The sequence below is a fragment of the Xanthomonas sp. WHRI 1810A genome (assembly GCF_040202885.1).
Classification (GTDB): domain Bacteria; phylum Pseudomonadota; class Gammaproteobacteria; order Pseudomonadales; family Pseudomonadaceae; genus Aquipseudomonas.
This window is the reverse complement of sequence record NZ_JBEGED010000024.1, coordinates 16492-29243: the sequence shown is the minus strand read 5'-3', so window position 1 is coordinate 29243 and position 12752 is coordinate 16492. Positions and strand designations below refer to the sequence as shown.

Annotated in this window: 12 protein-coding genes; 5 read left to right on the top strand and 7 right to left on the bottom strand. The window is 63.2% G+C overall.

What is annotated here, in order from left to right; all coding sequences use genetic code 11:
- Nucleotides 1-21: 21 nt before the first annotated feature.
- Nucleotides 22-387: a glutaredoxin family protein gene (locus ABQX22_RS24495; protein ID WP_349802470.1), complete on the top strand. Its 366-nt coding sequence runs from the start codon at nucleotides 22-24 to the stop codon at nucleotides 385-387.
- Nucleotides 388-497: 110 nt separating this feature from the next.
- Here the strand turns inward: ABQX22_RS24495 and ABQX22_RS24490 are convergent, their stop codons facing one another.
- From ABQX22_RS24490 to ABQX22_RS24480, 3 genes are read right to left on the bottom strand one after another with little or no spacing between them, the layout of a single operon-like run.
- A complete protein-coding gene (locus ABQX22_RS24490) occupies nucleotides 498-890 on the bottom strand; it encodes a lysozyme inhibitor LprI family protein (protein WP_349802469.1) in 393 nt (130 codons plus the stop codon).
- Between the two features lie 33 nt (nucleotides 891-923).
- Nucleotides 924-1526 carry a glutathione S-transferase family protein gene (locus ABQX22_RS24485; RefSeq protein ID WP_349802468.1) on the bottom strand — a complete coding sequence of 201 codons (603 nt, stop codon included), beginning with the start codon at nucleotides 1524-1526 and terminating at the stop codon, nucleotides 924-926.
- 44 nt (nucleotides 1527-1570) lie between these two features.
- Nucleotides 1571-2737: an aminotransferase-like domain-containing protein gene (locus tag ABQX22_RS24480; RefSeq protein ID WP_349802467.1), complete on the bottom strand. Its 1167-nt coding sequence runs from the start codon at nucleotides 2735-2737 to the stop codon at nucleotides 1571-1573.
- Nucleotides 2738-2818: 81 nt separating this feature from the next.
- Here ABQX22_RS24480 and ABQX22_RS24475 point away from each other — a divergent pair, with 81 nt between their 5' ends.
- Nucleotides 2819-3283 (top strand): MarR family transcriptional regulator, encoded by a 465-nt coding sequence (locus tag ABQX22_RS24475; protein ID WP_349802466.1) that lies wholly within the window; start codon nucleotides 2819-2821, stop codon nucleotides 3281-3283.
- Nucleotides 3284-3485: 202 nt separating this feature from the next.
- Nucleotides 3486-4676: a benzoate/H(+) symporter BenE family transporter gene (locus ABQX22_RS24470; RefSeq protein WP_349802465.1), complete on the top strand. Its 1191-nt coding sequence runs from the start codon at nucleotides 3486-3488 to the stop codon at nucleotides 4674-4676.
- A gap of 137 nt (nucleotides 4677-4813) precedes the next feature.
- Here the strand turns inward: ABQX22_RS24470 and ABQX22_RS24465 are convergent, their stop codons facing one another.
- The 4 genes from ABQX22_RS24465 to ABQX22_RS24450 all read right to left on the bottom strand — a co-directional run bounded on the left by ABQX22_RS24465 (nucleotide 4814) and on the right by ABQX22_RS24450 (nucleotide 10536).
- Nucleotides 4814-6784, bottom strand: coding sequence for a methyl-accepting chemotaxis protein (locus ABQX22_RS24465; RefSeq protein WP_349802464.1), 1971 nt, complete (start codon nucleotides 6782-6784; stop codon nucleotides 4814-4816).
- A gap of 370 nt (nucleotides 6785-7154) precedes the next feature.
- Complete coding sequence (locus ABQX22_RS24460; RefSeq protein WP_349802463.1) at nucleotides 7155-8084, bottom strand: S66 peptidase family protein; 930 nt, start codon at nucleotides 8082-8084, stop codon at nucleotides 7155-7157.
- A gap of 77 nt (nucleotides 8085-8161) precedes the next feature.
- Entirely contained in the window at nucleotides 8162-9631 is a 1470-nt protein-coding gene (locus ABQX22_RS24455) for a mechanosensitive ion channel family protein (protein WP_349802462.1), read from the bottom strand.
- A 71-nt stretch (nucleotides 9632-9702) separates the two neighbouring features.
- Nucleotides 9703-10536 (bottom strand): MlaA family lipoprotein, encoded by an 834-nt coding sequence (locus ABQX22_RS24450; RefSeq protein WP_349802461.1) that lies wholly within the window; start codon nucleotides 10534-10536, stop codon nucleotides 9703-9705.
- A gap of 162 nt (nucleotides 10537-10698) precedes the next feature.
- On the opposite strand from ABQX22_RS24450, the gene ABQX22_RS24445 reads away from it, so the two are divergent.
- Together ABQX22_RS24445 and ABQX22_RS24440 are read left to right on the top strand one after the other, a co-directional pair.
- Nucleotides 10699-11409, top strand: a complete 711-nt coding sequence (locus ABQX22_RS24445) for a response regulator (protein ID WP_349802460.1) — start codon at nucleotides 10699-10701, stop codon at nucleotides 11407-11409.
- Nucleotides 11406-12740 carry an ATP-binding protein gene (locus tag ABQX22_RS24440; RefSeq protein WP_349802459.1) on the top strand — a complete coding sequence of 445 codons (1335 nt, stop codon included), beginning with the start codon at nucleotides 11406-11408 and terminating at the stop codon, nucleotides 12738-12740. Before ABQX22_RS24445 ends, ABQX22_RS24440 begins: the two co-directional genes overlap by 4 nt.
- Nucleotides 12741-12752 lie beyond the last annotated feature (12 nt).

Sequence of the window (12752 nt, the reverse complement as noted above, 5' to 3'; positions counted from 1 at the left end):
ACCGAGGTTTCTATCGTGTTCATGAAGGCATTGAGAGTAGGCCTGGGCCAACTCGTTATCCTCGGCGATTTCGTCACCCGGCCGGGCAAGAAACAGCGCTCCGCCGCCGCGCAGGCAGCGGTCGACGCGTCGGCCAAAGACCTGACGCTGTATCAGTTTCATGCCTGCCCTTTCTGCGTGAAAACCCGCCGCACCCTACGCCGGCTCAACGTCCCGGTGGCCTTGCGTGACGCGAAGCACAACGACGTCGATCGCCAGGCGCTGCTCACCGGCGGCGGCAGGATCAAGGTCCCGTGCCTGCGCATCGAAGAAGCCGGCCAGACGCGCTGGATGTATGAATCCAAGGTGATCATTGATTACCTGGAGCAGCGGTTTTCGGCGGTGTAACCCGACAATCCCCACTGACCGACATGGACCAGACGTTCCTGTGGAAGGGAGCTTGCTCGCGATTGCGGCTGATCGCTCCCACGCAGAGCGTGGGAACGATCAACCTCGGCTCACTTCGGGCAGCCCTCCTCCCGACACGCCACATACGCCTTGAGCTGTTCGACCCGGACTTTGGTCTGCGCCGCCAGGCAGTGGGTCTGCAACAGCGGCCAGAGGGTGCCGGAGTCTTCGCGCTTACCCACCTGGTACGCGCAATCGGCGTCACGAAAGGCAATCCACTTCTTCTGCGCGTCCTGTAACGCCTGCTTCTTCGCCGGCGTTCTCAGGTAATTCATCTGCGCCTTGTACTGCGTGTTCAGGTCCGCATCCAGCGTGGCCAGCTCTTTGGCCGCGCACTGATTCATGGCGGCCTGGTTGGCGTCGCAGTCCTCGGTGCTGGCCGAGGCTGAACAGCCAATGCCCAGCGCCATGAACATGCCCACCGCTATCATCCTGAGTTGCATCGCCCACACTCCTGTTCCGTTCTGTGAAAAAGCTTAATCCAGCATACCGATATAGCCCGGCTGCTCCTTGACCCGCGCCAGCCACTGGGTGATGGCGGGAAACGGCGTCAGATCAAAACCGCCCTGATGCGCGACGTGGGTGTAGGCGTACAGCGCGATGTCGGCGATGGAAAGGTGATCGCCCACCAGAAACGGCGTGCGCATCAGTTGCTGTTCCATGACTTTCAGCGCCTTGTAGCCGCGCTTGTGCATCGATTTGTACTCGTCCAGCCGTTCTTCGGGCAGGCCCAGGTAAAACTCGATGAAGCGGGCCACGGCGATGCTTGGCTCGTGGCTGTACTGCTCGAAGAATTGCCACTGCAGCATCTGCGTGCGCAGGCGCGGTTCGGTGAGCAGGTAAGGCGTGCCTTCGGCGAGAAAGTTGAGAATCGCGTTGGACTCCCACAGGTACGTGCCGTCCTCGAGTTCCAGCACCGGAATCTTGCCGTTGGGGTTCTTGGCCAGAAACGCTCCGGTCTCGGTTTCGCCGTTGAGGATATCCACCGGGATCCACTCATACTCGGCCCCCAGCAGGTTGAGCATCAGCTTGATCTTGTAGCAATTGCCCGAATTGTAATCTCCGTAAACCTTGTACATCCCTTTGCTCTCCTGATCCTGTTTCGCCTGGAAATCGGTTGGGTTCATGCAGCGTTGGCTGCCAGCGCCTGGCGCAACACGGCGGCCAGTCGCTCAAGCCCTTGATCCAGCCGCGCCGGGTCGATATGGCTGAAGTTCAGCCGAATATAACCGGGGTTGGCGTCAGGATCGCTAAAAAACGGCTCGCCCGGCATGAACGCGACATTTTGCGCCAGCGCGGTGTCCAGCAGCGTGCGGGTGTCCAGCGGCTGCTTGAGGGTCAGCCAGAAAAACAGCCCGCCCTGAGGCTCGTTCCAGTCGGCCAGATCGCTGAAATGGCGCTGCAAGGCTGTCTGAAACAGATCACGCCGCTGGCGATAAAAGCGGCGCAGCTCCAGCAGATGTTCACGATAGTGCTCGGTGCCGATCCACTGCAACGCCTGCCACTGGCCGACGCGGTTGGTGTGCAGATCCGCCGATTGCTTGAGCTTGAGCAGGTGCGGGAACAGGTCGGGCGTGGCGATCAGGTAACCGACGCGCAGCCCAGGCATCAAGGTTTTCGAGACGGTGCCGGTGTAAATCCAGCTGGCTTTTTTCAAGCGGCTGACAATCGGTCGCGCGCTGCCGCCGTCAAACGTCAGCTCGCGATAGGGCTCGTCCTCGATCAGCGTTACGCCGAACTCGTCGAGCAATGCCGCCACCGCTTCGCGCGCCGACTCGCTGTAGCGTACCGCCGAGGGGTTCTGGAAGGTCGGGATCAGATAAGCGAACGCGGGTGAGTGCTGCTCCAGCCGCTGCCGCATGGCCACCAGATCCGGGCCGTCAGCCAGCAGAGGCACGGTCAGGCATTCGGCGCCGAACAGTTGAAAGATTTGCAGCGCCGCCAGATAGGTCGGGCCTTCGAGGAGGATTTCAGTGCCCTTGTCGATGTACAGCTTGGCGACAAGGTCCAGGGTCTGTTGCGAGCCGCTGATGATCATCACCTGGCTGGCATCGCACGGCACGCCCAGCGCCCGGGCTTCGGCGGCCAGGGCTTCGCGCAATGCAGGCTCGCCTTCGCTCATGCCGTATTGGCCCAGGCTGCGCGGCATGTCCGACCATTCGGTTTTCGGCAGCATGCTTTCGGCGGGCAGGCCGCCTGCAAACGACATCATTTCCGGGCGCTGGGCGGCGGCGAGGATTTCGCGGATCAGGGAACTCTTCAAGCGTGTCACACGTTCAGAAAAAGCCATGGCAGCACCGCTAGCGGAAATAAAGGGAAATACGTCAAACTGGTTGACCGAAATTACGACGCCACACCTGGATACGTCAATATGCTTGACCTTAAAAATTCATCCACTCAGCAAATTGCCATGGAAGCGTTCTTTTTCGGCTATCAGGCGTTCACCGCCAAGGCTGACGAGATGCTTGACCGCCGCGGCTTAAGCCGCGTGCACCAGCGCATCGTCTTCTTCATCGCGCGGTACCCGGGCCTGAGCGTGAAGGAGCTGTTGAGCGTACTCGGGGTCAGCAAGCAAGCGCTGAACACACCGTTGCGGCAGCTGATTGAAATGGAACTGGTGTTGAGCATCACCCCGGACGCCGACAAACGTAAGCGCTTGCTGGAGTTGACCGCTGATGGCGCGGCGTTCGAGGAGTCCCTGCGTCGGGAGCAGGTCAAGCTGTTGCAGCGGGTGTTCGCCGATGCCGGACAGCAGGCCGTGGATGGCTGGCTGGCAGTGAATCAGGCGCTGGGGAATACGCTGAAGCCTCCGGCTAAACCTGCCGGGAAACTGTAGGAGCGCGCTTGCCCGCGATTGCAGTGTGTCTGAAACGTGGTTATCGACAGACAAAACGTTTTCGCGGGCAAGCGCGCTCCTACCTGTGTCCCTGCTGCTCAACTGTGCCGACCAATGCGCCGGTGGCTGTACCGCAACACCGTGCAACAACTGCGTATAGGCTTACACCGATCGCACCCCCGCCGTTCAAGGAACGTTCTGCATGACTGAAGCGACTCAGGCGCCGCTGCGCCCGCTGGCCGATTCTTCGCTGTCCGCCGTGGTGGCAGGCTTCATCGCCATGATGACCGGCTGCACCAGTTCGCTGGTCCTGATCTTCCAGGCCGGACAGGCGGCGGGTCTGACCTCGGCGCAAATCTCTTCGTGGCTCTGGGCGATGTTCATCTGCATGGCGGTGTGCAACATCGGGCTGTCCTTGCGCTATCGCACACCGGTGACCGTGGCGTGGTCCACCCCGGGCGCGGCGCTGCTGATCACCAGCCTGGGCGGCGTGGCCTACCCGGAAGCCATCGGCGCGTACATGACCTGCGCGGTGCTGATCATCATCTGCGGGCTGACCGGCAGCTTCGAACGCCTGGTCAAACGCTTGCCAGCCTCACTGGCCGCCGCGCTGCTGGCCGGGATTCTATTCAAGATCGGCAGCGAGATCTTCGTCGCCGCGCAGCACCGCACCGGCCTGGTGCTGGGCATGTTCTTCACTTACCTGATCGTCAAACGCTACTCGCCCCGCTACGCCGTGCTGGTGACGTTGCTGGTGGGCGTGGCGTTGTCGGCGGCGCTGGGGCTGCTGAATTTCGGTGGTTTTGCCCTGGAGGTCGCGGTGCCGGTATGGACCACGCCTGAATTCTCCCTGGGCGCGACCATCAGCATCGGCATTCCGTTGTTTGTCGTGGCCATGACTTCGCAGAACATGCCGGGCATGGCGGTCCTGCGCGCCGATGGCTACACCGTGCCGGCCTCGCCGCTGATTTCGGTCACTGGGATCGTCTCGTTGATCGGGGCGCCGTTCGGGTCCCACGGTGTGACGCTGGCGGCCATCAGCGCCGCCATCTGCACCGGCCCCCACGCCCACGAGGACAAAGACAAGCGCTACACGGCAGCGATCTGGTGCGGGATTTTCTACGCCATCGCCGGCATCTTCGGCGCGACGCTGGCGGCGGTGTTCGCCGCGTTCCCCAAAGAGCTGGTGCTGTCGATTGCGGCACTGGCACTGTTCGGCTCCATCATCAATGGCCTGACCGTGGCGATGCACGAACCCAAGGAGCGCGAAGCCGCTTTGATTACCTTCATGGTGACCGCCTCGGGGCTGACGCTGTTTTCCGTCGGCTCGGCGTTCTGGGGAATTGTGGCGGGGGTATTGACGTTGGTGATCCTCAATGGCCGCCGGGGCTGAAATCGGCGACATCATGGTGGGAGGGAGCTTGCTCGCGAGTGCGCCGGTCCATCCGACACATCGCCTGATTGCCGAGTAGCGAATCGCGAGCAAGCTCCCTCCCACCGACCGTGTTTATCGCGCCGCGACGGTGACGATTACAACCTGAAATGCCCCACCATCCCTTTCAACGCCATCCCCAACGACGCCAATTCAATGCTCGACGCGGCATTGCCGCGCATCGCCAATGCGGACTGATCAGCGCTGGCGCGGATGCTGGTAACGCTGCGGTTGATTTCTTCGGCCACCGAGCTTTGCTGCTCGGCGGCGGCGGCAATCTGCTGGTTCATCTGCTGGATCAGCGACACGGCCGCGGCGATGCTGCCCAGGGCGCTTTCCGTCTGCAACGCGTCGCTGACCGCCAGCTTCACCAATTCGCCGCTGCTCTGAATCTGCGTCACCGAGGTCTGCGCGCCCGCTTGCAGACGGCTGACCAGATGCTCGATTTCTTCGGTGGACTGCTGCGTGCGTTTGGCCAGCGCCCGGACTTCGTCGGCCACCACCGCAAAGCCCCTGCCCTGCTCGCCGGCCCGGGCTGCCTCGATGGCGGCATTGAGCGCCAGCAGGTTGGTCTGCTCGGCCACGCTTTTGATCACGTTGAGCACCTTGCCGATGTTCTGGATTTCAGCGCTGAGGTTTTCGATCGAATCACTGGCTGACCGGGACGAAGTCGCCAGCGCCTCGATCCGCGCCATGCTCTGACGCACCACGTGCTGGCCGCTGTCGACCTTGCTGTCGGCGGTCTGCGCGGCGAGCGCCGCTTCCTCGGCATTGCGCGCCACGTCATGCACAGTGGCGGTCATCTGGTTCATGGCAGTGGCCACCTGCTCGGTTTCTTCCTTCTGGCTGCTGACTTCCAGGTTGGTCTGCTCGGTGACCGCCGACAATGAATGCGCCGAGCTCGCCAGCTGTTCGATCCCCGCTTGCAGACCGCTGACGATGCCGCTGAGCCCGGCACCCATCTGCTGCATGGCGGACATCAGCTGGCCGATCTCGTCCCGCCGAGTGACCACCAGGTTGCCGGTCAAATCCCCGGAGGCGATGCGTTGCGCCGTTGCAATGACGCTGCGCAGCGGAGCCACGATCAGACGGGTCATGACCAGCGCCGCAATCAGCCCCGCCAACAGCGCCAGCACCGAAGCGCCGATGATGTTCAGCGTGTTTGTCTGCAGCTCGCTGGACACCGACTGGTCTTCGGCGTCGTACGCCTGATTGACCTCCTGCACCACCGACCGGGCGCTGGCGGCCAGCTGTTGCGACACCCTGGCCTCATCGGCCAGCAGCCCGGTGTATTCGGTGAGTTTGTCGCCGAAATTGGTGATGTGACCGCTGACTTCGGTAAGCACGGTCTGGTAACCGGCGTCCTTGATCTGGCCGCTGAGGTCCTGGGCCAGTTTCTGGGCTTGCACCGCCTGCTCGATCCTGCCGGTCCTGGCCTCTTCCCCCGAGCCGGTCTTGCGGCTCTGGTCAAGGCGCACGCGGGCCTCGTCCAGGGCCTGCATCATCAATTTGGAAATCTGGCTGACCTGTCCGGCCTGTTCGATGAACTCGGCGCCTTGCTGGCCCTGGGAATCCTTGAGCGCGTAGGCGCCGTCGTCGGCGAGACCGGCCTGCAACACGTCCAGGTTATTGGCGACACTGGACACCGACCAACTGGCCATTTCCAGGGCCAGGTCCTTGCTCTGGGTGAGGCTGACAAACTCGTCGAAGGCCTGGCGATACGCGGCCAGGCCCTGCTGCACCTGGGTCATCATGCTGTCGTTGCCAGTGGCGGCGGATTTGAGGTGCTCGGCCTGGACGTTCAACGCCTCTATTCCGGCGTGCAACGCTTCGACCTGTTTGGGGTCACTGTGCAGCGCGTAATCCTGCTCGATCAGGCGCACACGGTTGAGCCCGCTGTTGAGGGCGTTCATGTCTTTGAGGCTGTCGAAATGCACGCTGACCGAGCGCAGCGACCAGACACCGATGGCCGCCACCAGCGCGGTGAGCAGCAACACCAGACAGAATCCGATGCCGAGTTTCCTGGCCATGGAGAGATTGGCGAAACGCGTGTTCACGGCCGACATCATGATGGTTCATCCCTGTTGAAAGCGTGAAGGCGCACACATGGCGGCCATAACGGCTTCACCATTCAATTTCCGTGCAGATTCGCAACGGGCGGCCCGTAAAACAAGGGATTGACGCCAGAATGATGGCAATTAGCTATGCGGAGGTCGTTTACAGGATGGTTGTGGGCGGGATGCGTGGGAGCGTTAAGCGGCAGTGGTCAAATGCCTGCACTCGGACAGGGCGGCGCAGATGACAACTGTAGGAGCGCGCTTGCCCGCGAATGCGTCGGGTCTGTGACATCTAATGTGGCTGACCCAACGCCATCGCGGGCAAGCGCGCTCCTACAGTGACAGTGCGTGACCGCGCAGCGGCAGCGACGGTGACAGCGCGTTAGCGCGCAGCGGCGGCAACGGTAAGCGTGCCGCGATCAGCATCCAGGCGTGCATAGGTGCCCAGCGACACCGCGATGTTGCAATCGCCATGACCGATGGACAACCCGCCCAACAGCGGAATGCCCAGGCCGCCCAAACGTTCGATCAGCACATCCGCCGGTTTGATCACGGCGCCGCCATTGCCCGGTTCGCTGAACTGCCCCACGGCGACGCCCGCCAGACGCTGGAGAATGCCGCAGTTGGAGAGATGGGTGAGCAAGCGGTCCACGCGGTAAGCGGGTTCGTTGACGTCCTCGATCAGCAGGATGGCGCCTTCAAGGTCCGGCATATACGGCGTGCCGATGCAGGTGCTGAGCATGCTCAGGTTGCCGCCCAGCAACAGGCCTTCAGTGACACCCGAGGTGCGCACACGGAAGGTCGGCTCATCGGCGCTGGCTTCGACCACCACCGGTTCCGTGCTCATCAGCGCGTGCCGCAGGGTGCTGGCGAACAGGCCGCCGCGCTCCAACTGTGCACCGACAGGGCCATGCACCGTGGCCAGCCGGGCGTGGGTCCACAGCGCGCCGTGCAAGGCGGTGATGTCCGAGAAACCAATCAGCAGCTTCGGGTCGCGGCGCACTGCTGCGTAATCCACCTGGGCCAGAATGCGCTGCACGCCATAGCCGCCGCGATTGCACAGCACCGCGCGAATCTCCGGGTCCGACAGGGCGTCGTTGAGGTCGCCGACGCGGTGCTCGTCGGTGCCGGCGTAAAACGAGTGGGTGTCCAGGGCATGGGGATAAACCCGCGGCCGCAGGCCCCAACGGGTCAGTTCCTGCACCGCTGCCTGCACCCGCGCTTCGGGCAACGGGCCTGCCGGGGACACCAGGGCGACGGCATCGCCAGGGCGCAGGACGTTCGGGTGCAGGGTGTGGCTGATCACAGGCATCTCATCTCTCGGCGTTTCAACATATTTCGACAGAGCCGCAATGTAGAACAGCAGCGCGGATCACGCCAGTCACCGCGTTAACTGAGCTTGTCGGTGGAATCCGGTCGCGGGCCCTGGAAACGTTTGACCCGGTCGCGCAGCCAACCCACAAAACCGCTCTGATCCACCACTTGCGGCTTGCTTTCAAGCATCACCGCCCTGGCCTTGGCGCGGAACTTCTGCAGGCCGGCCAACGCGCCGATCAGTTCGGGGTGTTCCTGCAGCCAGGGTTCCAGATCAGCGCGGTCGATGCGGTAAATCATGCAATCGGTGTAGGCACAGAATCGCGCCAGGGTCGGCGTCTGGTCGACGAAACCGCTCTCGCCGATCAGCTCGCCGGGGCCCATGCGCCCGACTTCCAGCCAGCTGTCGCCGTGCAGCACCGACGCGGACACCACGCCCGATTCAATGATGTACAACGCCTCGGGCACGATGTCCTGCGCCAGCACCACGTCCCGGGCGGCGAACGCGCTCAGGTGCATGTGCCGCTCGAGTTCGGCACGGTCGCCATCGCTGAGCATGCGCAACGCGCCGACCGTGTTGAGCACCGCCGACTGCCGAGTCGCCGGACGCAGCTGATCCTGGCGGGTTTCGGTGGACGCCAGTTGCCGGTGGATCAGGTCGAACAGTTGATTGCGCACCGCTGAACGGCGGTCGCGGGATTTGACGTAGCCGGTCACCTCATATTCGACGATGCGAATGCCGGACCTGACCACCGACGCCGATGCGCCGGGCTGCACCAGCAGCTCGCGGCAGCCCTGAATCGCTTTATTCAGCGAATCCAGCACCAGGCTGGGGCGCAGGCGGCTCGAGAGCTCGATGGTCAGGCTGATGGAATGGAAATGATCGGGGCGACTGAAGTTGGTGATGCGGGTCTTGGCGGCCACGGCGTTGGGGATCACTACCATGCTGCCTTCGCCGGTCAGCAGGTGTGTGGAACGCCAGTCGATTTCAATGACTTTGCCTTCGATGCCGTCAACGCCGATCCAGTCATCGACCCGAAACGGTTTGGTGGCATTGAGCACGATGCCGGAGAACACATCCCCCAACGTGCTTTGCACCGCCAGACCGACGATGATCGCCACCGCGCCGGAGGTGGCAAGCAAGCCTTTGACCGGCAGGTCGAGGACGTACGCAGCCGCCGCGACGGTGGCGATCAAGAAGATCACCGCGCCCATCAGGTCCTGGAGCAAATGCCCCTTGCCGCCGATTTTCGGCGCCATCACCAGCAACATGACCATGGTCAACGTGCGCGCACCGAACAGCCACCAGGCGATGGTCAGCACCGTGCCCAACACATGGCGCGCAGGGTCCCACCCTGCCGGCACCGGATACAGCGGGCTCAAGCCGCTGTCGAGCACGGCCATGCTGAACAGCACAAACAGCAGCACGCGACCGAGCATTTTCCAGCGCTTGAGGCGCATCGGCACCCACTGCCACAGCACCATGTCGGCGATCAGCAGCAGCGCTGCGCTGATCAACGGATAAGCGAACCACAGGTGATCCATCAAGAGCCCTCATGCCGGAAACCGCCCATGCAGCGCAGCTTAGCCGATCGGCATGAGAAGCGGTGCCCTGGTTACGGTAGCGGGCAGGCGTGCGGCGCTTCAGGCCCAATGGCGCCTGTTTTGCCTTCGGCCACTTTCTCGGCGCGCCTCACCGCCGTGCTGTCGCGCAGCGCGCGGTAATAATCCGGCCGTGTCTCCAGCGTGTCGGTCAGCGGTAATGCTTCAGCGCGACCATCGACCACCCCGCCCACCCCTTGCGCGCTGCTCACCGCATCCACGGTGTCGCTGTTGCCGCTGCCGAAGGGATCGACCAAAAAGCTCAGCAGCACACCCGCCGTGTCCCGGGTGTTGTGCGTGCCCAACAGCGGCAATTCGACGATAGGCCCGTTCGCCAGGCCCCAGACGCCGAAGGTCTGGCCGAAATCGGCGCTGTGGTGCGCCAGCCCCATGGGCGTTGCCACGTCAATAAAACCGAGCAAGCCGACGGTGGTGTTGAAGGTGAAGCGGGCCAGGGTGTTACCCGAGCGTCGCACGTTGCCTTGCAGCAGGTCGTTGATCAGGACTTTGGGCTCGGCGAAGTTGCTGACGAAGTTGTGCACGCCGCTCTGCACGAAGTCGGGCAGCGCACGATAACCCCGGGCCACCGGCTTGAGCACGTACCCGTCCAGCACCTGGTTGAAGCCGAACACATCGCGATTGAAGGATTCGACGGGGTCATGGACCTCGGTCGGGGCGCTGTCGCACGGGTTTTGCGGCGCCACTTGAGCGCACGCCAGCAGACTGGACATGGCCAGGCCCAGCGCCAACGGTCGCAGAAACAGCGCATCACTGATAATCCGGCCCCAGGTGAAGGCTCGCGGACCGGAGGGATAACGACGGGACAGCGTAAACACTGATTTCGACATGCGGGGACTCCCTGAATGGATGCCCCACGGTGGCGCCTGTTTTTTGCGGCGGTATGTCGCGTTTCTGTCGGCGCGGCAAGAATGTTACCGCGTTGAAATAATCGGGGAACGTGGGAAAAAGGCTTTAGATTAGCGCCTCGAATGACCCGAACGTGATGCCCTGTGAACAGACTGCTGATTGTCGACGATGACGTGGAAATCCTTGCCCTGCTCAAAAAGTTCTTTGTGCAGCACTCCTATGACGTGGACCTGGCCAGCGACGGCCCGTCGATGTGGGCAGCCCTGTCGCGGCAACGCCCTGACGTCATCATCCTGGACGTCATGCTCCCGGGCGAAGGCGGCCTGAGTCTGTGCAAGCGCCTGCGCGCCGAATCGAACATTCCGATCATCATGCTCACGGCCATGGGCGAACTGAGCGACCGCATTGTCGGCCTTGAGCTGGGCGCCGATGATTACCTGGCCAAGCCGTTCGATGCCCGTGAATTGCTGGCGCGGCTGCGGGCCGTGCTCCGGCGGGTCAGCGATCACCCGCTGTCGGCCAGTGAGCCGCAACGGCCGGTCATTGCGTTCGATCAGTGGCAACTGGACGTCACCCGTCGCGAGCTGCGCTCTGCGGACGGCGTGATGACGCCATTGTCGGCCGGCGAGTTCGACCTGTTGCTGGTGTTCGTCGAACATGCCCAGCGCATCCTCACCCGCGAACAGTTGCTGGACCTGTCCCGGGGGCAACGGCACGACGCGTTCGATCGCAGCATCGACGTCCAGGTCAGCCGCCTGCGGCGCAAGATCGAACCGGACAACGTCAGCCCGGAACTGATTCGCACCGTGCGTAACGGCGGCTACATGTTTACCGCCAGGGTGAGTCGCTCATGAAGTCCCTGTTCAGGGTGCCCGACACCATCAGCCGCTGGATCGCCCTGACGATTGCCATGGCGATGCTGGTGTTATTGCTGCTCAACCTGCTGTTCACGCAGATCGCCGGGGTCTGGGCCAAGCCGCCGTTGCGCCAGACCGGGCTCATCGAGCAGATCGCCAGCATCAGCCGTGCGGTTGATGCAGCGCCCCCTGCCTTGCGCGATCACCTGGCCGCAGCCGTGAGCAATCAGGCGTATAGCGTGCGCTGGTATGAGCGCAAGGCGGACCTGGTGACCCCTGCTCCCGAAACTGAAAGTGATCATGGCATTACCCGCTCGTTGCGCGTCCTGTTGGGCCGCGCAGACCGTGGCGTCGAGGCGTTCGAGCCGCAGGACTGGGGGGATGACCAACGCCACGCGACCTACGCCATGCTGGTTGAACTGGATGACCACAGCTGGCTGTTCTTCGAGGCGCCGGTGCGCAGTTGGGGGCTGGACAGTGAAGTGCGCAACGGCATTGTCTTCGTGCTGATGCTGGTGTCGACCCTGCTGGTGGCGTTGGTCGCCACCCGCCGGCTGGCCAGGCCGTTGCAGAGCTTTGCACGGGCGGCGCGACGCTTTGGCGATGACTTTCATGCGCCGCCCATCGTTCCCGTGGGCCCCCGTGAAATCCGCGAAGTCACGGCGGCGTTCAACACCATGCAGGCGCAGATCCAGCGTTTCGTTGCCGACCGCACGCAAATGCTCGCGGCCATTTCCCACGACCTGCGCGCGCCGCTGACGCGCATGCGGTTGCGCGGGGAATTCATCGACGACCCGGAGCAGCAGTCCAAACTGTTCCGCGATGTCGATGAAATGGACGTGATGATCAACACCGCCCTGGAGTTCTTCCGTGACGAAGCGCGCCTGGAGCAGAGCACGCCCTTTGATCTGGCCGAACTGCTGCTGACGATCATCGATGACTATCGCGATCAGGGCGTGCGCCTGGCGTACGACGGCCCGCACAGACTGGTATACGCCGGCCGCCCTCAAGGACTCAAGCGCGCCATTGTCAACCTGATCGAGAACGCGGTGAAATACGGCACGCGCCCGCACCTGCGGCTGGCACGGCAAACCAGGGCGGTGACCCTTGAGGTGGTCGACAGCGGGCCGGGCATCCCCGAGGCCTCGCTGGAGCAGGTGTTCGCGCCGTTCTTCCGGCTGGAGCAGTCCCGCAACCGCACCACCGGCGGCGTCGGCCTCGGGTTGCCCGCCGCCCGGGCTATCATCATCGGCCACGGCGGCCAGCTGAGCCTGCGCAACGCGACCGAAGGCGGGCTGATTGCCCGGATCGAATTGCCAGTGGGCTGACACCCCCGCCCA